The 19,768-nt window shown below is 73.1% G+C and carries 18 protein-coding genes; 4 read left to right on the forward strand and 14 right to left on the reverse strand.

Annotated elements, in window-relative coordinates; translation table 11 throughout:
* Positions 1-207 precede the first annotated feature (207 nt).
* Positions 208-1,809 (reverse strand): FAD-binding oxidoreductase, encoded by a 1,602-nt coding sequence (locus RVR_RS20180; protein WP_202235177.1) that lies wholly within the window; start codon positions 1,807-1,809, stop codon positions 208-210.
* A 613-nt stretch (positions 1,810-2,422) separates the two neighbouring features.
* Positions 2,423-2,593 carry a hypothetical protein gene (locus RVR_RS20185; RefSeq protein ID WP_202239701.1) on the reverse strand — a complete coding sequence of 57 codons (171 nt, stop codon included), beginning with the start codon at positions 2,591-2,593 and terminating at the stop codon, positions 2,423-2,425.
* A gap of 236 nt (positions 2,594-2,829) precedes the next feature.
* Here RVR_RS20185 and RVR_RS20190 point away from each other — a divergent pair, with 236 nt between their 5' ends.
* Together RVR_RS20190 and RVR_RS20195 are read left to right on the forward strand one after the other, a co-directional pair.
* On the forward strand, positions 2,830-3,717 hold the full coding sequence (locus RVR_RS20190) for an SCO4651 family lipoprotein (protein WP_202235178.1): 888 nt from the start codon (positions 2,830-2,832) through the stop codon (positions 3,715-3,717).
* A 129-nt stretch (positions 3,718-3,846) separates the two neighbouring features.
* Positions 3,847-4,020: a hypothetical protein gene (locus RVR_RS20195; RefSeq protein ID WP_202235179.1), complete on the forward strand. Its 174-nt coding sequence runs from the start codon at positions 3,847-3,849 to the stop codon at positions 4,018-4,020.
* A 32-nt stretch (positions 4,021-4,052) separates the two neighbouring features.
* On the opposite strand, the gene RVR_RS20200 is transcribed toward RVR_RS20195, so the two are convergent.
* The gene (locus tag RVR_RS20200; RefSeq protein WP_202235180.1) at positions 4,053-4,379 is read right to left on the reverse strand and encodes a metal-sensitive transcriptional regulator; all 327 of its coding nucleotides are present in this window, start codon (positions 4,377-4,379) and stop codon (positions 4,053-4,055) included.
* A 189-nt stretch (positions 4,380-4,568) separates the two neighbouring features.
* Here RVR_RS20200 and RVR_RS20205 point away from each other — a divergent pair, with 189 nt between their 5' ends.
* Both RVR_RS20205 and RVR_RS20210 read left to right on the forward strand, forming a co-directional pair.
* On the forward strand, positions 4,569-5,189 hold the full coding sequence (locus tag RVR_RS20205) for a DUF47 domain-containing protein (protein ID WP_202235181.1): 621 nt from the start codon (positions 4,569-4,571) through the stop codon (positions 5,187-5,189).
* Between the two features lie 5 nt (positions 5,190-5,194).
* Entirely contained in the window at positions 5,195-6,190 is a 996-nt protein-coding gene (locus RVR_RS20210) for an inorganic phosphate transporter (protein ID WP_202235182.1), read from the forward strand.
* A gap of 166 nt (positions 6,191-6,356) precedes the next feature.
* Here the strand turns inward: RVR_RS20210 and pstB are convergent, their stop codons facing one another.
* The 11 genes from pstB to RVR_RS20265 all read right to left on the reverse strand — a co-directional run bounded on the left by pstB (position 6,357) and on the right by RVR_RS20265 (position 19,754).
* Positions 6,357-7,133 carry a phosphate ABC transporter ATP-binding protein PstB gene (gene pstB / locus RVR_RS20215; RefSeq protein ID WP_202235183.1) on the reverse strand — a complete coding sequence of 259 codons (777 nt, stop codon included), beginning with the start codon at positions 7,131-7,133 and terminating at the stop codon, positions 6,357-6,359.
* Positions 7,134-7,176: 43 nt separating this feature from the next.
* Positions 7,177-8,259, reverse strand: coding sequence for a phosphate ABC transporter permease PstA (gene pstA / locus RVR_RS20220; RefSeq protein WP_202235184.1), 1,083 nt, complete (start codon positions 8,257-8,259; stop codon positions 7,177-7,179).
* Positions 8,256-9,242 carry a phosphate ABC transporter permease subunit PstC gene (pstC, locus tag RVR_RS20225; protein ID WP_202235185.1) on the reverse strand — a complete coding sequence of 329 codons (987 nt, stop codon included), beginning with the start codon at positions 9,240-9,242 and terminating at the stop codon, positions 8,256-8,258. The genes pstA and pstC overlap by 4 nt, the downstream gene beginning before the upstream one ends.
* A 109-nt stretch (positions 9,243-9,351) precedes the next feature.
* Positions 9,352-10,497, reverse strand: coding sequence for a phosphate ABC transporter substrate-binding protein PstS (gene pstS / locus RVR_RS20230; protein WP_202235186.1), 1,146 nt, complete (start codon positions 10,495-10,497; stop codon positions 9,352-9,354).
* A gap of 479 nt (positions 10,498-10,976) precedes the next feature.
* On the reverse strand, positions 10,977-11,396 hold the full coding sequence (locus tag RVR_RS20235; protein WP_202235187.1) for an NUDIX hydrolase: 420 nt from the start codon (positions 11,394-11,396) through the stop codon (positions 10,977-10,979).
* A complete protein-coding gene (locus RVR_RS20240) occupies positions 11,393-12,610 on the reverse strand; it encodes a CHAD domain-containing protein (protein WP_430393156.1) in 1,218 nt (405 codons plus the stop codon). Before RVR_RS20240 ends, RVR_RS20235 begins: the two co-directional genes overlap by 4 nt.
* Positions 12,588-14,843, reverse strand: a complete 2,256-nt coding sequence (locus tag RVR_RS20245) for an RNA degradosome polyphosphate kinase (RefSeq protein WP_202235188.1) — start codon at positions 14,841-14,843, stop codon at positions 12,588-12,590. Before RVR_RS20245 ends, RVR_RS20240 begins: the two co-directional genes overlap by 23 nt.
* A 419-nt stretch (positions 14,844-15,262) precedes the next feature.
* Positions 15,263-16,192 (reverse strand): mycothiol synthase, encoded by a 930-nt coding sequence (gene mshD / locus RVR_RS20250; RefSeq protein WP_202235189.1) that lies wholly within the window; start codon positions 16,190-16,192, stop codon positions 15,263-15,265.
* On the reverse strand, positions 16,189-17,385 hold the full coding sequence (locus RVR_RS20255; protein ID WP_202235190.1) for an MFS transporter: 1,197 nt from the start codon (positions 17,383-17,385) through the stop codon (positions 16,189-16,191). The genes mshD and RVR_RS20255 overlap by 4 nt, the downstream gene beginning before the upstream one ends.
* Positions 17,386-17,532: 147 nt before the next feature.
* The gene (locus tag RVR_RS20260; protein ID WP_202235191.1) at positions 17,533-19,014 is read right to left on the reverse strand and encodes a sensor histidine kinase; all 1,482 of its coding nucleotides are present in this window, start codon (positions 19,012-19,014) and stop codon (positions 17,533-17,535) included.
* Positions 19,011-19,754 carry a response regulator transcription factor gene (locus RVR_RS20265; RefSeq protein ID WP_202235192.1) on the reverse strand — a complete coding sequence of 248 codons (744 nt, stop codon included), beginning with the start codon at positions 19,752-19,754 and terminating at the stop codon, positions 19,011-19,013. The genes RVR_RS20260 and RVR_RS20265 overlap by 4 nt, the downstream gene beginning before the upstream one ends.
* Positions 19,755-19,768: the final 14 nt, after the last annotated feature.

Raw genomic sequence — 19,768 nt, forward strand, 5'->3', positions numbered from 1 at the left:
AAGGAGCGCGACGGCTGGGTGCTCATCGGTGACACCCGGCCCGACCCGCAGGGCCCGGTGGTGACGCCGGAGACCACGTCCAGAGCGTGAACGTCAACACCTGGGCGTGACTGGACAAGCAGGACGGAGATCCAGGCCGTCAACCGCTGAGGGTGGGGGCTGCGCGGCGCCGGTCCGCCTCCCGCACGGCGGCGGGGCGGCGGGACGTCACAGGGCCTGGGGGAAGTCGAAGAGGCGGCCGGGGTCCAACTGCTTCTTCAGCGCCGTCAGCCGCTCCGCGTTCTGGCCGTAGTACGCCGTCCGCCAGTCCGTCAGGGTCGGGTCGGTGTAGTTCTGGTACGCCCCGCCGGAGGCGTAACGCCGCATCGCCGTGTGCGTGTCGCCCAGCCACGACGTGTCCGCCAGCTCGCGGGAGGCGAGGTACTGCGCCAGGAACCGCGAGCCCCGGTGCGCGAACGCGGTGGCCGTGGGGGAGGGGCGGTTGACCGCCCCGCCGAGCGCGGTGAGGGCGATGCTGCCGGCCCCGCCCCCGGACTGTCCCGCGAGCCGCTGCATCTGCCCCACCAGCGCCTCGACGCCGCCGTCCGGAAGGTTCACGTCGTAGAAGTCCGAGCGCGCGGTGTACGTGTCCCGCTCCAGGCTGCCCGCCGGGGCGAGGTGGCACTGGGCGGCGCTGCGCCCCTCGCAGCCGGCGTAGGAGAACATCGCGTCGACGTACGTGTGCGGGCGCAGCGACACCGACGAGGCCGGCGAGCCGGCCGCGGTGGCCAACCGGTCCGCCGCCGCGGCCAGGTCGTCGCGGGAGCCGGTGGAGGTCAACGCGACCGACACGGTGGGGGTCTGGCCGACCGTGCAGTTCAGGTCGAGGGCGGACCATATGGTGTCGGGCAGGTCCGGGCCCCAGCCCTGCCAGCCGCGGACCAGGTCGGCGGCTCGGCTCCACGGCCAGGTCAGGTAGCCGGTGACCACCTCGGGCACCGGGTGGGTGGCGAAGGTCAGGGACGTCACCACGCCGAAGTTGCCGTTGCCGGCGCCGCGCAGCGCCCAGAAGACGTCGGGTTCGGCGTCCGCGGACACCTCGTGGCTGCGGCCGTCCGCGGTGATCAGCGTCGCGCCGGTGAGGTTGTCGCAGGTCAGTCCCATCGAACGGCTCATGACGCCGTGGCCGCCGCCGAGCGCGAGCCCGGAGACGCCCACCGACGGGCAGGACCCGCCGGGCACCGTCCTGCCGTGCTGGGCGAGGGTGTTGTAGACGTCGATGAGCTTCGCGCCGGCGCCGATCGTGGCGGTCGTGCCGTCCAGCCGGATCGAGTCGAGCTTCGAGACGTCCACGATCAGCCGGCCGGTGCCGCTCGACCAGCCCGCGTAGGAGTGGCCGCCGCTGCGGACCACCGGTGTGGTGGCGGTGCGGCGGGCGAAGTCCAGGCAGGTGCGGATGTCGTCCGCGCCGGTGACGTAGGCGACCGCGGCCGGGCGGAGAGAGTCGAACCGGGTGTTGTACAGGCGGTGGTCCAGTGCGTAGGCGCTGTCCTGCGGGCGTACCAGGGTGCCGTCCAGCGACGTCGCCAGCGCCGTCCAGTCCGGCTTCACCGGCGCCGTGCTGCGCGTCGCGGTCGGTGTCGCGGAGGCGGAGGACGCCGAACCCGGCGCCGACGCGGGGGGTTTCGCGTCGTCCCCGCCGCCGTCGCCGTCGCACCCGGTCAGCAGCGTCGCCGCCAGCGCGCCGCCGCCCGCCGCCAGTGCGGCTCGCCGTGGGACCCCTCCGGGGGTCCTGCCGGCAACCCGGTTCCGGTTCTCTGCCCGGCCCATGCGTCTCACCGTCGCCATCCCTGCGTAAGGCCCTACGGGCCTGGAGGCGGGCGTGTTCCGCCACTCCCGCACCTTCAGCTTCCCAAGACGCCGCACTGGTATGGCCGGTTGCGAGCTTTTTTCGGGCGGCGCGGGGCGGGGGGGGTGTTGCGGAGCGTTCCGACGGTACGGGTTCGCGCCGCGGGGGTTCGGTGGTTCACCGGCTGCGGGGCTGGTGGGTGATTGGTCGCGCAGTTCCCCGCGCCCCTTTCGGGTTCGCGCCGCGGGGGTTCGGTGGTTCACCGGCTGCGGGGCTGGTAGGTGGTTGGTCGCGCAGTTCCCCGCGCCCCTTTCGGGTTCGCGCCGCGGGGGTTCGGTGGGTTTCCGGGCGCGGGCCGGCGGGGGTTGGGCGCGCAGTTCCCCGCGCCCCCGGGGCGGGTGCTCGCCGTTGTCGGGTGGGGGTGCGCTGCGGAGCAGCCGCACCTTCGCAGGGGCGCGGGGAACCGCGCGGCCCGCCACGGCGGACCCGCGGGGTGGGGCGGTGCGGGGCACGCGGCGCGGGGACGCGGGGTGGGGGTGGCGCGCCCGGCGGAGGTACGGGACCCGAGTGGCCCGGGGAGCGACGTGGGCGTCGTCAGGCGGGGTGGGTGGCGGCGTCGCGGCGGGCGCGGTCCCGGGCCCGCCGGGCGGGCCCCTTCCAGCCGCACGTGCACCGCGCCACCGCGAACGCGCCTCGCTCGACGACGGTCACCTCGTGACCGCCGTCACCGCGACCGTCACCGCTGGACGACCCGAGATCGGACACGACTCCACGGTAACGGGCGTGACGGCCCGCTCAAGACCGTCGTTATCCCGGTGAGACCCAGCCGGAAGGGCGGGTCCAGGGACGGACGGGCGATGGTGGCAGCGGTGACCCCAGCGGCGCGCGCGACGGGTGTGACGAATGCGACAGCGGACGGCGGCGCGGCGGCCGCCCGCCGCCCGGACCGCGGGCGGAGCCGACGGGGCGGGCGGAGCGGCCGGCCCCCGCGCCGTACCCCCGTGCCGCTGCGGCACCCCGCCGCCGCGGTCGCCGCGCTGCTGTGCGCGGCGCTGACCGCCGGCTGTGGCGGCCCGGCCACGGGCACGGCTTCCGGCTCGACCCCCGCGGACGCGGCCCAGACCCGCGCCGTCACCAACGCCGCGGACACCCTGGCCGAGGCGGGCAGCTCCAAGGTGGCCACCGCGATGCGGATGGCGAGCGGCGGCACCTGGGTCACCATCACCGGCACCGGCGGGTTCGACTACGCCGAGCAGCGCGGCGAGGTGGTGGTGCTGCTGCCCAAGGACGCGGTCGGCAAGGAGGAGCACAAGCCGATCACCGAGCTGATGACGCCCGGCGCGCTCTACATGAAGAACCGCGGCGCGGGCGTCCCCGCCGGCAAGTGGGTCCGGGTGGACACCACCCGCCTCCCCGACGGGAACCTGGTCACCGGCGGCGCCACCGAACCGCTGGCCGCCGCCGAACTGCTGCGCGGTGCCGAGGACGTGGCGTACTCCGGCACCGAGCGGCTCCAGGGCGTCCAGGTGCGGCACTTCCGGGGCACCACCGACATCGCCAGGGCCGCCCGCATCGCCTCGCCCGCCGTGCGCGGCCCGCTCGGCGCCGCGGCGAAGGGCTTCACCGTCACCCGGGTGCCGTTCGACGCGTGGCTGGACGCGCAGGGGCGGCTGCGCAAGCTCACCGAGCGGTTCACGATGAGCACAGGCGCCTCGTCCGCCTCGTCCGGCGCCGCCCAGGGCGCCGCGGGCACGCCGGGCGCCGGACCGGACCAGGACGTGACCGTCGTCTCCACGACGACCTACGACGGCTTCGGCGCCCCGGTCGCCGTGACCATGCCCGCCGGGACCGACATCTGGGCCGGCAAGATCGTTTCTGCCCGGCCCTGAGGCGGCCCCGCCGGATCGGGCCTGCTGGAAATGGTCCATCCGTGCCATGCGCCGGGTCGCGTATGGTCCCTACGCTTGATGACGGCCGTTCGCAGGCGTACGGGGACGCGTAGAGAAGGTGGTGCGGGAATGGCGCCGTCACTCATGGCATCGGTGCAGGACGATCCGGTGGCGCTGGCCGAGATCGATCTGTGCGGCGAGCTGATGATCGCCGCTTCCGCCGCCGTCGAGGAGCGCTTGAGCTTCGACCGGATCGACGAGGTCCTGGAGGTGGCCCGCGTGCGCGCGGCCCGGGTGAAGTAGGGGACGCCGGGTACCGCGGCGCCCCGCGGTGCTCAGGTGCGCAGCAGGCGCGCTATCGCCGCTGTCGCCTCGGCGACCTTCTCGTCGATCTCCGGCCCGCCGCCGACCGCGGCGGCCGCCACGCAGTGCCGCAGGTGCTCCTCCAGGAGCTGGAGCGCGAAGGACTGCAACCCCTTGGTGCTGGCCGAGACCTGGGTGAGGATGTCGATGCAGTAGACGTCCTCCTCGACCATCCGCTGCAACCCGCGCAGCTGGCCCTCGATCCTGCGCAGCCGTTTGAGGTGGGACTCCTTGTCGTGGCTGTAGCCATGCGGCCCGTGCGGCTTCACAATCTCCCCGGTGACGCCTTCCGTGGCCATCCGATGCCCGCCCTTCTGTCCTGTTATACCCCCGATGGGTATACCTTACCGAATCGATACCCTGTGCGAGGCATCCCCTGTCGGGGGGACTTCGTCCGATGGGCGACACTGGTGGACGCCGGTTAGCCGCGGCCGGATGATGCACCTAGCATCAACGAGACCGAAACTCATGCACCCCGAGGACCTCACGTGCGCTTTCGTCTGACCCCCAGGGAGACGAGCTTCTATGACATGTTCGCCGCTTCCGCGGACAACATCGTCACCGGTTCGAAGCTCCTGATGGAACTGCTCGGGGCCGATGCGCCGACCCGGACCGAGATCGCAGAACGCATGAGGGCGGCCGAGCACGCCGGGGACGACGCGACCCACGCGATCTTCCACCAGCTCAACTCCTCCTTCATCACGCCGTTCGACCGGGAGGACATCTACACCCTCGCCGGCTCGCTCGACGACATCATGGACTTCATGGAGGAGGCCGTCGACCTGGTCGTCCTCTACAACGTGGAGGAACTGCCCAAGGGCGTGGAGCAGCAGATCGAGGTGCTGGCCAGAGCGGCGGAGCTGACCGCCGAGGCGATGCCGAACCTGCGCACCATGGCCAACCTCACCGAGTACTGGATCGAGGTCAACCGGCTGGAGAACCAGGCCGACCAGATCCACCGCAAGCTGCTCGCGCACCTGTTCAACGGCAAGTACGACGCCATCGAGGTGCTGAAGCTGAAGCAGATCGTCGACGTGCTGGAAGAGGCTGCCGACGCGTTCGAGCACGTCGCCAACACGGTGGAGACCATCGCGGTCAAGGAGTCCTGACCTCCGTGGACACCTTCGTTCTGCTCGTGACCATCGCGGTCGCGCTCTTCTTCACGTACACCAACGGGTTCCACGACTCGGCGAACGCCATCGCCACCTCGGTCTCCACCCGCGCCCTGACCCCCAAGGCGGCGCTGGCGATGGCCGCGGTGATGAACCTGCTCGGCGCCTTCCTGGGTTCGAAGGTGGCGGGAACCGTGAGCAAGGGACTGATCGCCACGCCCGAGGGCCGCCACGGGATGGGCATCCTCTTCGCCGGACTCGCCGGAGCCATTGTATGGAACCTGGTGACCTGGTACTTCGGGCTGCCGTCGAGTTCCAGCCACGCGCTGTTCGGCGGTCTGGTCGGGGCGGCGCTCGCCGGGGGCACCGAGGTCCACTGGGACGGCGTGGTCGACAAGGTCATCGTGCCGATGTTCGTCTCCCCGGTGGTCGGTCTGCTCGTCGGCTACCTGGTGATGCTGGCGATCCTGTGGTTCTTCCGCCGGGCCAACCCGCACAAGGCCAAGCGCGGCTTCCGGATGGCGCAGACCCTCTCGGCCGCCGCGATGGCCCTCGGCCACGGCCTGCAGGACGCCCAGAAGACGATGGGCGTGGTGGTGCTGGCGCTGGTGATCCACGACCCGGGCCGCGGCTTCGGCATCCCGATCTGGGTGAAGCTGATCTGCGCGGCGATGATGTCGCTGGGCACCTACGCGGGCGGCTGGCGGATCATGCGCACCCTCGGCCGCCGGATCATCGACCTCGACCCGCCGCAGGGCTTCGCCGCCGAGACCACCTCCGCGGCGATCCTCTACACCACGTCCTACGTCTTCGCGGCTCCGGTCTCCACCACCCACGTCATCACCTCGGCGATCATGGGCGTCGGGGCGACCAAGCGGGTCAAGGCGGTCCGGTGGGGCGTGGCGAAGAACATCGTCGGCGGCTGGTTCATCACCATGCCCGCCGCGGCGCTCGTCGCGGCCGCCTGCTTCTACCTGGTCCAACTGGTCTTCGGCTGATTTCCGCCGCCGCCCGCACGGCCCGCACCACCCGTGCTGCCCGCACCGCCTTCGCCACCCGCACCGCCCGCACCGACGAAGAAGGGCCCCGGCTCCCTCCCAGGGGAGCCGGGGCCCTCGCGCCCTGCGGTGGCACCGCCATGCAGCACCGCACGGCGGTCCGGTGTCAGCCGAAACGGCCGGAGATGTAGTCCTCGGTCGCCTGCACCGACGGGTTGGCGAAGATCCGCTCGGTCTCGTCGATCTCGATCAGCTTGCCCGGCTGCCCCACCGCCGCCAGGTTGAAGAACGCGGTGCGGTCCGACACCCGCGCGGCCTGCTGCATGTTGTGGGTGACGATGACGATCGTGAAGCGCTCCTTCAGCTCCCCGATCAGGTCCTCGATGGCGAGGGTGGAGATCGGGTCGAGCGCGGAGCACGGCTCGTCCATCAGCAGCACCTCGGGCTCGACCGCGATCGCGCGGGCGATGCACAGTCGCTGCTGCTGGCCGCCGGACAGCCCCGAACCGGGCTTGTTGAGGCGGTCCTTGACCTCGTTCCAGAGGTTGGCGCCCTTGAGGGACTTCTCGACGACGGCGTCCAGCTCGCCCTTCTTGCGGATGCCGTTCAGCCGCAGGCCGGCCGCCACGTTGTCGTAGATCGACATGGTGGGGAACGGGTTGGGGCGCTGGAAGACCATGCCGACGGTGCGCCGCACCGTCACCGGGTCCACGCCGCTGCCGTACAGGTTCTCGTCGTCCAGCATCACCTTGCCCTCGACGCGGCCGCCGGGGGTGACCTCGTGCATGCGGTTCAGGGTGCGCAGGAAGGTGGACTTGCCGCAGCCGGACGGGCCGATGAAGGCGGTCACGGAGCCGGGCTCGACGGTCATCGAGATGTCGTCGATGGCCTTGTGGGCGCCGTAGAAGGCGGACAGGCCGCTGACGTCTATTCGCTTGGCCATGGTGGGGATCACTTCATTTCTGCTAGGTCTGCTGATGGCCGCGTCAGCGACCTGTGTTCTTCGGCGCCTTCCAGCGCGCGATGAGCCGGGCCACGAGGTTCAGGATCATCACGAAGGCGATCAGGACCAGGGCCGCGCCCCAGGCGCGGGCGTAGCTCGCGGGGTTGCCGTCCACGTACTGCTGGTAGATGTAGTACGGGAGCGATTCCTGCGGGCCCTTGAACGGGTTGTTGTTGATGTACTGGGCGCCGTAGATCAGCAGGGCGACCGGGGCGCTCTCGCCGGCGATCCGGGCGAGGGCCAGCATCACGCCGGTGGTGATGCCGCCGATCGCGGTGGGGACGACCACCTTGGTGATGGTCCGCCACTTCGGGACCCCCAGGGCGTAGGACGCCTCGCGCAGCTCGTTGGGCACGAGCTTGAGCATCTCCTCGGTCGAGCGCACCACGATCGGCGTCATCAGGATCGCCAGGGCCAGCGAGCCGGCGAAGCCGGACTGCGGCGCCTTGTCGAAGGCGATGAACCACAGCGACAGGATGAACAGGCCCGCCACGATCGAGGGGATGCCGGTCATCACGTCGACGAAGAACGTGACCACCTTGGCGAGCCAGCCCCTGCCGTACTCGACCAGGTAGACGGCGGTCAGGATGCCGAGGGGGGCGGCGATGGCGGCGGCGATCCCGACCTGCTCCACGGTGCCGATGATGGCGTGGTAGATGCCGCCGCCGGGCTCGATGGTGAGCACGTTCTTCATCGAGTGGGTCAGGAAGGTGCCGTCGATCACGCCGGCGCCCTGCTTGATCGTCGTCTCGATCAGCGAGTAGAGCGGCAGGACGGCCAGGATGAACGCGGACCAGACCAGGCTGGTGGCCACCCGGTCCTTCGCCTGGCGGCGGCCCTCGACCTGCGCGGTGATCGCGTAGGACCCCACGACGAAGAGCAGCAGCGCGATCAGGCCCCACTGGATGTGGCTGGACAGGCCCGCTCCGGCGCCGATGGCGACGGCGACCACGATCGAGCCGACGGCGATCGCCGGGGCGGTCCAGCGCGGCAGCCGCCGGGTCGCCAGCCGCCTGGCGGCGGGCACGGCGGCGGACGAGGTCGCGTCGACGGCGGTGTGCGTCATGCGTTGGCCCCCGAGTACTCCTTGCGCCGGGCGATGATCAGCCGGGCGGCTCCGTTGACCAGCAGGGTGATGACGAACAGCACCAGACCGGACGCGATCAGGGCGTCCCGGCCGTACTGGGTGGCCTCACCGAACTTGGCGACGATGTTCTGGGAGAAGGTGCCGCCGGCCGGGTCCAGCAGGTGGGCGCTGAGGGTGGGCGACGCGGACAGCACCGTGGCCACCGCCATCGTCTCGCCGAGCGCGCGGCCCAGGCCCAGCATCGAGGCGGAGATGATGCCGGAGCGGGCGAAGGGGAGCACCGACATGCGGATGACCTCCCAGCGGGTCGCGCCGAGCGCGAGGGCCGCCTCCTCGTGCATCTTCGGCACCTGCCGGATCACCTCGCGGCTGACGTTGGTGATGATCGGCAGGATCATGATCGCCAGCAGGATGCCCACCGTGAACAGCGAGCGCGGGGTGGAGTTCGGGTCGGCCTTGTGGAAGACGACCGTCCAGCCCAGGTAGTGGTCGAGCCACAGGTTCAGGCCGCGCAGGTGCGGCACCAGGAAGAGCGCGCCCCACAGGCCGTAGATGATGCTGGGCACCGCGGCGAGCAGGTCGATGACGTACGCGATCACGTCGCCGAGCCGGCGCGGCGCGTAGTGGGTGATGAACAGCGCGATGCCGACCGCGATGGGCACGGCGATGACCATGGCGATCACCGCGCTGACCACGGTGCCGTAGGCGAGGACCGCGATGCCGAACTTCGGCGGGGTCAGCGCCGCGTTCCACTCGAAGGTGGTGAAGAAGTTCGCGTGGTCCTTGGAGATGGCGCTGACCGCGCGCACGGTCAGGAAGAGCGCGATGGCGCCCATGATCACGAGGACGAAGATGCCCGAGCCGCGGGAGAGTCCGGCGAAGATCCGGTCGCCCGGGCGGCTGACGGTCTTCGCCCGGCCCGGCGGGGGAGGGGCGGTGGGGGGCGGTGCGGTGGTTGTCATGGGGAACTCCGGTCTGGGGTGGGGGAGGGGAGCTCCCCCGGCGGCGGTGCACCGGATGTGCGGCGGGCCCCGCGGTGGTCGTCGCCGACCGCGGGGCCCGCCGCCGGGGTCAGGACAGGGCGGAGATGGCGGAGCGGACCTTCGTGGCGATCGCGTCCGGCAGCGGGGCGTAGCCCGCGCCGGCGAGCTGGCCCTGGCCGTCGGCGCTGGCGATGTAGTTCAGGAAGGACTTGGTCAGCGGCAGGGTGTCGGACTTGTTGCCCTTGTCGCAGGCGATCTCGTACGTCACCAGGACGATCGGGTAGGCGTTGTCCGCCTTGGTGGTGTACGCGGCGCTCAGGTCGAGGGCCAGGTCGGAGCCGGTGCCGACGACCTTGGCCTGCGCGATGCCCGCGGAGGCGTTGGCGCTGGTGGCCTCGACCGGCTGCGAGGCGCCGGTGGCGATCTTGACGGTCGGGATCTGGTCGGCGGTCGCGTAGGACAGCTCGAAGTAGCCGATCGCGCCCTCGGTCTGCTTGACCTGCGAGGCCACACCGGAGGACTGCGCGACGGCCTGGCCGCCCTTGCCCGCCCACGCCTTGGCGTGCGGGTAGGGCCAGTCGGCCTTGGCCGCGCCGCCGAGGTACTTGGTGAGGTTGTCGGTGGTGCCGGAGTCGTCCTGGCGGTGGAAGCTCTGGATCTTGGTGCTCGGCAGGTTCGCGCTCGGGTTGAGCTTCTTGATCGCCGGGTCGTTCCAGGTGGTGATCTTGCTGTTGAAGATCTTCGCCAGGGTCGGGGCGTCCAGGACCAGGTTGCTCACGCCGGGCAGGTTGTAACCGATGGCGATCGGGCCGCCGACCATCGGGAGGTCGATGCCCTCGCCGCTGGTGCACACCTTCTGGGAGGAGGTGATCTCGTCGGGGGCGAGCGGGGAGTCGGAGCCGGCGAAGGCGTCCGTGCCCTGGTTGAAGTCGATGACGCCCTGGCCGGACGACGACGGCTTGTAGTTGATCGTGGCTCCGGAACACGCCTGCTGGTAGTTCTTCACCCAGGCCTCCATCGCGTTCTGCTGCGCGGTGGAGCCGGAGGAGAGGATCTGCCCCTTCGCGCAGGAGATCGACGACGCGGCGGCGGAGGTCGAGGAGCTGCTGCTCGTCGACGAGTCGCTGCCGCTGTCGTTGTTGTCCGAACCGCAGGCGGTCAGGACCAGCGCGCCGGTTATCGCCGCCGCGCCGACGGTCAGGGCCCGCATTCCGCTCTTACGCTGAAGCTTCACCTTCGTGTGTTCCTTCCAAAAGCCCGCCGGTGGACGGCGAAGCACAGGGTTTGGTTGTTCTGCATCCACCCGGCGCCTTGCTGCTCACCGGTAAGGCCGAAATTAGGGAGATCAGGTGAAGTGACCGACGGGGGAGGGTGAACGCGAGGTGAACCTCGTCCGTCGGTGTGGTGGCCCCGTGGGCGGGCCGGCCGGAGATGGGCCAGGTGGGGCGGGCGGGAAGCGGGTGACCTGGGCATACCGTCGCCGCGCGCCCGGGACGCGCGCGGGCCACGGGTCTACGCGCGTGGCCGTCGGGCCCGGGAGGACGGCCACGGAGGACGGTGCGGCGGCGCGGCGGCGTCCCGGCGGTGCCGTTCCGGCGGCGCGCGGGGGACGCCCCGGTGGCCCGGGAAGGACTTCGGCGGTGCGGCGGCGTCCCGGCGGCGTCCCGGCGGCCTCCCGGGCGTCCGGCGGGCCCAGCCCGTCAGCCGGCGGGCTCAGCCCGCCAGGACGCGCAGCAGCGCGGCGACCAGCTCGCTGTCCCGGTCGTGCGTGAGCCGCCGCCGGGCCGCCTCCGGGGGCAGCCAGACGATCCGGTCCACCTCGTCGTTGGGCGAGAACGGCGGCGTGGAGGCCGCGGACGGCGCCTCGGCGGCCCAGTAGCGGACCTCCTTGGGACGTCCGGCCGTCCAGTAGTACGCCGCCGGCAGCGGCGTGCCGAGCACGCACTCCACGCCGGTCTCCTCGCGGGTCTCGCGCACCGCGGCCGCCGCGTGGTCCTCGCCCCGCTTCAGCTTGCCCTTGGGCAGGCTCCAGTCGTCGTAGCGCGGCCGGTGGATGAGCGCGACCTCGACCCCGGCGCCGTGCGCGGCGCGCCGCCACAGCACGGTGCCGGCCGCCCGGACCGTGCTGCTCATGCCTGCCACAGGCGGGAGAAGGCGAAGCGGGCGGCCTCCACGTCATGCCGCTGGTCGGCGTGGAGCACGCCCAGCGCGTAGGCGGTGGCCGGGGCGATCCGGGGGGTGCGGGCCGCGGCGGACACCGCGGCGGCCGACTCGGCGGCCTCGTGGTGCCGCTGGAGGACCATCGCGGCCTCGGCCAGCCGCGGGTCGCCGTGGCCGCCGGCCCCGGGCACCTCGGCCGCGTACCGGCTCAGCCGCAGCAGGATGCGCACCTGGTGCCATGGCGCGTCCTGGAGGTCCGCGGTGAGGTCGGCGCCGAGCGCCGCCTGCACCGCCTCGGCGTTGTACGGGTGGCCGGCCCGGCGCAGCGGAAGCCGGGCGGCCGCCTCGGCGAGCCGGGTGTGCGCCTGCCCGGCCAGCGGCGGCAGCACCGCGGCCGCGGGCTCGCCGGCCCGGGCCGTCAGCGGCACCTCGGAGGCGAGCACCGCGATCGAGTCGGCCAGCGCGTGGAAGCGGGCCGAGCCCATCGCCTGCAAGGTCGCCGAGTGCGCCCGGGTCCGGGCCAGCGTGAGCTGCCGTTCCAGCAGCGCGGCGGCCCGCGCCGCGCCGACCGCCAGCGGCCCGCCCGACTGCGCCAGCGCCGCGCCGCGCGCGGCCACCGCGGTGGCGCCGCCGGACCGGCGCCCGCCGCCCGCCGGCTCGACGACGGAGCCGATGTCGGCGGGGCCCGCCTCGGCCGCCCGCCGGGCGCCGGGCGCCAGCGGCGCCCGCGCGGCCGCGCCGTCCGGGCCGGCCGCCGCGTGCGGCAGCGTGTCCTCGGCGGGCGCGAGGGCCGACAGCCGGCGCAGCGCGTCCAGCAGGCGGCCGAGCCGCGCCGCGTACTGCGGCTCGCGGCCCAGGGTGGCGCCGAGCCAGCCCAGCTCGGTCCGCACCGGTTCGGCCCAGGCGGGGTCGGTCAGCTCGCCGTAGGTGTGCAGCACGCCCGCGATCCGCCGGGCGCTGCCGCGCAGCAGGGAGTCCGCCACGTCCTCGTCGTCGCCGCGCACGCCGAGCCCGCGCAGGAACGTGGTGGCCTGCGCGCGCAGGTAGGACGACAGCGCCTCGCCCGCGCTCCCGCCGTCGACCGCCGTGCTGACGCCCACCGCGCTGCTCCCCGTGTCCGTGCCGTCGCCCGGTCGACCGGGGATCTCCTGTGCGAGCAGGTCGCTACGTCGCTGCTGACGGGCCACGCCGGCGCCTCCGGGCGTCGATGAGCATTTCCTGGACGTTGCGCAGCGGGTGGCCGTCGGAGTCGGTGCTGTGCCGGGTCCATTCGCCGTCGGCCGCCAGGTGCCAGGACGACGTGGAGTCCGACATCCCGGTCTCCAGCAGGCCGTCGAGGGTGGCGCGGTGGCCGGGGTCGGTGACCCGGACCAGCGCCTCGATCCGGCGGTCGAGGTTGCGGTGCATCATGTCGGCGCTGCCGATCCACACCTCCGGCTCGCCGCCGTTGCCGAAGACGAAGACCCGGGAGTGCTCCAGGAACCGGCCGAGCACGCTGCGCACCCGGATGTTCTCCGACAGTCCCTCCACGCCGGGCCGGACCGCGCAGATGCCCCGTACCCAGATGTCGACCGGCACGCCGGCCTGCGAGGCGCGGTAGAGCGCGTCGACCACCACCTCGTCGACGATCGAGTTGACCTTGATCCGCACGAAGGCCGGGCGCCCGGCGCGGTGGTGTCCGATCTCGGCGAGGATGCGCTGGATCAGGCCGTCGCGCAGGCTGCGCGGGGCGACCAGCAGGCGGTTGTAGGTCTCGCGGCGCGAGTAGCCGGACAACCGGTTGAACAGGTGGGAGAGGTCCGCGCCGACTTTGGGGTCGGCGGTGAGCAGGCCCAGGTCCTCGTACAGCCGCGCGGTCTTCGGGTGGTAGTTGCCGGTGCCGACGTGGCTGTAGCGGCGCAGGGTGTCGCCCTCCTGGCGGACCACCAGCGACAGCTTGCAGTGCGTCTTGAGGCCGACCAGGCCGTAGACGACGTGGCAGCCGGCCTCCTCCAGCTTGCGGGCCCACTTGATGTTGGCCTGCTCGTCGAAACGGGCCTTGATCTCGACCAGCACCAGCACCTGCTTGCCCGCCTCGGCCGCGTCGATCAGCGCGTCGACGATCGGCGAGTCGCCGGAGGTGCGGTAGAGGGTCTGCTTGATGGCCAGCACGTCGGGGTCGGCGGCGGCCTGGTCGAGGAAGGACTGCACCGAGGTGGAGAACGAGTCGTACGGGTGGTGCAGCAGGATGTCCCGCTCGCGCATCGCGGCGAAGATGTCCGGCGGCGAGGCCGACTCGACCTCGGCGAGGTCGCGGTGGGTGCCGGCCACGTAGGGCGGGAACTTCAGCTCCTCGCGGTCCAGCGCGGCGATCGCGAACAGCCCGGTCAGGTCGAGCGGGCCGGGCAGCGGGTACACCTCGGTGTGCTTCATCTTCAGCTCGTGGACGAGCAGGTCGAGCACGCGCGGCGCGATCGACTCCTCGACCTCCAGCCGGACCGGGGGCCCGAAGCGGCGCCGCATCAGCTCCTTCTCCAGCGCCTGGAGCAGGTTCTCCGCGTCGTCCTCCTCGACCTCCAGGTCCTCGTTGCGGGTCACGCGGAACATGTGGTGGTCGAGGACCTCCATGCCCGGGAACAGCTCGTCGAGGTGGGCGGCGATCACGTCCTCCAGCGGGACGTACCGCTGCGGGCTCGCCTCCAGCAGCCGGGACAGGATCGGCGGCACCTTCACGCGGGCGAAGTGCTCGTGCCCGGAGACGGGGTTGCGCACCACGACCGCGAGGTTCAGCGACAGGCCGGAGATGTACGGGAACGGGTGCGCCGGGTCGACCGCCAGCGGGGTCAGCACCGGGAAGATCTGCTTGCGGAAGAGCGTGGCGAGCCGGGCCTGCTCCTGGCCGGTCAGGTCGCCCCAGCGGATGACGTGGATGCCCTCGTCGGCGAGCTGCGGGCCGACGTCGTTCTGGAAGCACGCGGCGTGCCGGGCCATGAGCTCGCGGGAGCGGGTCAGGATCAGGTCCAGCACGTCGCGCGGCTGGAGGCCGGACGCGGAGCGGGTGGCGACGCCGGTGGCCATCCTCCGCTTGAGGCCGGCCACCCGGACCATGAAGAACTCGTCGAGGTTGCTCGCGAATATCGCCAGGAAGTTCGCCCGCTCCAGCAGCGGGGTGGCCGGGTCCTCGGCGAGTTCGAGGACCCGCTCGTTGAACGCCAGCCAGCTTCGTTCGCGGTCCAGGAAGCGGCCCTGCGGGAGTTCCTCGCCGAACTCCTCCCCCGCCTCGGCGAGCCCCGGCGGCTCGGGTTCGAGGTCGGGGACCACACGTGGGCGGAAGGTGCCGTCGGGAGAGCTGAAGGCGGTGCCGTTCGAGGCGTGCCCGCCGTTGCCGGCGGCGGCCTGGGCCGTCTGTGCGGGTACGTTCGGGTGATTTGTCTGGGCCATGGGTTTCGAGCCCTCCTCCGGTTCCGGCACATCCGCCGCGTCGGCGGCCCCCGTGCGGCGGCCGACGGCCGTCGCTCCATTGTCCCGTGTACCTGCGGGTTCCGGCAGGTCGGGCGGGGATGCGGGGGGCGGGGCAGCGGGCTGCACCCGGCGATGTTCGCAAGCGCGGTTGAATGACCGGTAAAGAGAGCGTTGCCGTCAGGCAAGCGCAGGGCTTCCACCCGGGTGCCCCGACCCCCGCGGCGGTGTGTCCCGCCGGTCCCGGGGCCTCCCCCCGGCGGGCGGTTTGCCGCGCGGTCCCCGCCCCCCTGCCGGGGCGCTCGCCGGTGGGCACCCGGGATGCGCGGGGGCGCCGGGGCGCCTCCCGGGCGGGGCCCCGAGCCCGGGCACCGGCGGGTGGCCCTGCGGGACAGGGCGTCCTAGTACTCCGTGCGGTACATGAGATCGGTCTCGTGGGTGGTGAAGCCGAGCCGTTCGTACACGGTGACGGCGGGCGCGTTGTCGGCGTCCACGTAGAGCATCGCCGTGGCCAGGCCCCGCTCCTGTGCGAGGTGGCGCAGCCCGATCGCCGTCAGGGCGCGGCCGAGGCCGCCGCCCTGCTCGCCCGGGGCGACCCCGACCACGTACACCTCGCCGAGCCCGTCGGACCGGTGCACCTTCGTCCAGTGGAAACCGACCGGCACGGAGCCGCGGAAGGCGAGGAAGAACCCGGCCGGGTCGAACCAGGGCTCGGCGACGCGGTCGTCGAGGTCGGCGCGGGTCATCCCGCCCTGCTCGGGGTGGTGGGCGAAGGCCGCCGCGTTGACCGCGAGCCAGGACTCCTCGTCCTGGCCGGGCACGAAGGTCCGCACGTCGACGCCCTCGGGCAGCCGCGGCTCGGGCACCCCGGTCGCCTCCGGGTCGAGCGGGCGGCGCATCTGCCGCAGCTCGCGGAAGAGCTTCATGCCCAGTTGCCGGGCGAGGTGCCGGGCGGCCGGGTGCCCGCCGTGCGCCCACACCCGCAGCCGCCGGCCGCTGGCCGCGAGCAGGTCGGCGGCCAGCGCCTGCCCGTGGCCCTGCGAGCGCCGCCGCGGGTGGACCAGGAACTCCGCCGACGGCGCCTCCACCGGGTCGGTGCCGTCGATCTGCCCGTACCCGGTCAGCTCCTGCGCCCCGTCGCCGTCCGGTCCGGGGGTCCACAGCAGCAGGTGCCGCACGCCGGGCCGGCCGGCGTTGCGGACGTGCAGCCGGCCCTGCTCGGAGACGGCCGGCTGGCCGTCCTCGGCGGCGGCCGCCCCGATCAGGTCGAGGACGGCCCGGGCGGCATCGGCGGGCAGGTCGGTCAGGGTCTCGATGCGGCGGTCGCTCATGCCGTGATCGTACGGCGCCGCTCCGTGCCGTCCTCGGGTGCCACCTGCCGCCGTACCGGGATGATCGCGGCCGACACGCAGGCGGTCGCCGCGGCCAGCACGAAGCCCGGCCAGTAGGCGGTCGCCGAGATCAGCGCGGCCATCGCCGGGGGCACCACGGCCGCGGTGAGGTTCTGCCCGGTGTTGTGCACGCCCAGGGCCCGGCCGGACCAGGCCGGCCCGGCCCGCTCGGCGGTCGAGGTGAAGGACAGGCCGTTGGTGCTCGCCGAGATCCCGATCGCGACCACCAGCAGGGCCGGCGTCAGCGGCGACGGGTACGCCGTGGTCAGCGCGGTGGCGCCGATCACGACGGCGGTGACCGCGGCGAGCTGCCGCATCGGGCGCAGCCGCTCGCCGACCGCGTCCGACCAGCGTCCGACCAGGATGCGGGAGACCGCGCCCAGCGCCTGGGCGACGGCGATGAGCTGCCCGGCGTGCACCGGCGACCAGCCGCGCACGTCGACGAGCAGGACCAGCGCGAACGCCCCCGCGGTGAACTGCGGGATCACCAGCAGTGCCGCCGAGCCGTGGATGCGCCACAGCACGTTCGACCCGCGGTAGGGGTTCGGCGCGGGCTCGGCCGCGGCCTTCGCGGTGCGCGCCGGGTCGGCGGCGAACAGCGCGATCAGCGCCGCGATCACCGCGCAGGCGACGGCGAGGAACCCGATGGCGCCCGGCAGCCCGTGCGCGTCGGATAGCGGTGGCATCGCCAGCGCGGCCACACCCATGCCCAGCGGCGTGGAGGTCTGCCGGATGCCCATGGCGAGGCCGCGCTCCCGCGCGGCGAACCAGCCCATCACCAGGCGGCCGCTGGCGGAGTACACCGAGGCGCCCGCCGCGCCGGCCACCACCAGCAGCAGGCCGAGCGCGAGCATGCCGTGCGCCACCCACGCGGCCAGCGCGAGGCAGCCCGCCGCCAGGCCCAGCCCGCAGGCGATCACCACCCGCTCGCCCCAGCGGTCGGCCGCGGCGCCCCACAGGTACAGGGCGAGCACGAGCCCGGTGGTGGGCGCCGCGACGAGCAGCCCGACCTGGGTCAGCGAGAGGTGTTCCTGCCGGCGCAGGATGTCGGCGAGGTACGGGATGCCGTAGACGAACGCGCAGGCGGCCGTCTGGGCCGCGGTTCCCAGGGCCAGCATCAGCCAGCGGCGCATGGGGCACCTCCTCGGTGGGTGGTGCACCCAACTATGTCGGCTCGCCGAGGGGTGAGACAGAGTGTTTCGCCCAGTGAGACGACCGAAGGGGGGTGTCACGCCCCCGGCGCCCTGCGGGCGGGGCGTCCCGGGCGGCCCGGCGCCGCCTCACCGCCCGTCGGACGGCGGCACCTCGGGCGGGCCCGGGTCCGCGAGGGACGCCCCCGACGGGATCTCCGGCGGCGCGGTGGCCGCCCCCGGCAGCCGCAGCGCCGCCAGCGCGCCGCCGCCCGGCGCCGGGGACAGCGACACCTCGCCGCCGGCCTGCTGCGCGGTGCGCGCCACGATGGAGAGCCCCAGGCCGCTGCCGGGCAGCGACCGCGCCGACGGCGAGCGCCAGAACCGCTCGAAGACGTGCGGCAGCTCCTCCGAGGGAATCCCGGGGCCGTGGTCCCGCACCGTCAGCAGCCCGTCGCGCAGCCGCACCTCGATCTCCCCGCCGGACGGGGAGAACTTCACCGCGTTGTCCATCAGGTTCACGATCGCCCGCTCCAGCGCGGCCGCCTCCGAGCGGACGTACCACGGCGAGACGTCGGCGAGGATCTTCAGGTCGGGGCCCCGCAGCCGGGCCCGGGCCAGCGCGGTCTCGGTCACCTCGTGCAGCGCCACCACCTTCAGTGTCGGCCCCGCGTCCGGCCGGGACAGCTCCTGGAGGTCGCCGATCAGCGACGCCAGCTCCGTCATCTGCGCCTTCACCGACGCCAGCAGCGCCCTGCGGTCCTCCGGCGGGATCGCCCGCCCGGTCGCCTCGCTCCGCTCCAGCAGCTCGATGTTGGTGCGCAGGCTGGTCAGCGGCGTGCGCAGTTCGTGGCCGGCGTCGGCGATGAGCTGCTGCTGGCGGTCCCGGGACGACGCCAGGGCGGCCGTCATCGAGTTGAAGGACGCGGACAGCCGGGCGATCTCGTCCTGCCCCTCGACCGGGATGCGCACGTTCAGGTCCTCGGTCCGCGCGATGTGCTCCACGGTCTGGGTGAGGTTGTCCACCGGCCGCAGTCCGGTCTGCGCGATCAGCAGACCCGCGCTGGCCGCGCCGACCGCGCCGATCCCGGTGACGGCGAGCAGCACCCACGCGAGCGTGGTGAGCGGGTCGCTGACCACGCTCAGCGGGCGCGCCACGGACAGGGCGATCGGCTGGGACTGGCCCTGCACGACCAGTTCGGCGTCGGCGTTCACCGTGTAGACCCGCAGCGCGGTGCCGCGGCTGTGCACGGTGTGGGTCACCGAGTCCTGCTGCGGGCCGGCGGCCGCCACGGCGCGGTCGGCCGGGGTGGTGGTGAACGTCCTGCTCCCGGTGATCAGGCAGGTCTTGCCGTCGGGCAGCACGATCTGGGCGGAGACGTTCGACGGGTTGATGTTGTACTGCCCGCTGTCCGGCGCCTGGGACTGGCAGGAGAACGGACCGAGGCTGCGGCTGGCCCGCTGGAGCTGCTGCTTCGCGTCCTCCAGGCCCTGGCTCAGGGACCTGTCAAGCTGGGAGTTGAGTTCGTTGCGCGTGATCAGCCAGCAGGCCAGCGCGGCCAGGGCGACCGCCACCAGCACCGCGGCCGCGGTCAGGATGGTGAGCCGGGAGCGCAGGGGGAGGCGGTTCACGCGTGCCCGCCGTCGGGGGCGCGCAGCACGTAGCCGACGCCGCGCACGGTGTGGACCAGCCGCGGCATGCCGCCGGCCTCGGTCTTGCGGCGCAGGTACATGACGTACACGTCGAGCGAGTTGGAGGAGGGCTCGAAGTCGAAGCCCCACACCGACTTGAGGATCTGCTCGCGGGTGAGCACCTGGCGCGGGTGGGTGAGGAACAGCTCCAGCAGGGTGTACTCGGTGCGGGTCAGCTCCACCGGCTGCCCGGCCCGGGTGACCTCGCGGGTGGCGGTGTCCATCCGCAGGTCGGCGAAGGCGAGGGTGTGCGCCGCCTCGTCGTCGGCCTGGCCCTGCGCGGCGGCGTACGAGCTGCGGCGGAGCAGGGCGCGCAGCCGCGCCAGCAGCTCGTCCAGCTCGAACGGCTTGACCAGGTAGTCGTCGGCGCCGGCGTCCAGGCCCGTGACCCGGTCGCCGACGGTGTCCCGCGCGGTGAGCATCAGGATCGGCGTGGTCACCCCGGTGGACCGCAGCCGCCGCGCGGTGGTCAGGCCGTCCATCCGCGGCATCAGCACGTCCAGCACGATCGCGTCCGGGCGGTAGCTCTCCGCCTGCTCCAGCGCGGCGAGCCCGTCGGCGGCGAGCGCGGTGTCGTACCCCTCGAAGGCCAGGCTGCGGCGCAGCGCCTCCCGGACGGCCGGCTCGTCGTCCACGATCAGTACGCGCGCCGGCGCCTCGCCGCTGTCCCCGTTGCTCATCCGATCCCTACCTC

The organism is Streptomyces sp. SN-593 (genome assembly GCF_016756395.1).
In the GTDB taxonomy this organism is placed as follows: Bacteria; Actinomycetota; Actinomycetes; order Streptomycetales; family Streptomycetaceae; genus Actinacidiphila; species Actinacidiphila reveromycinica.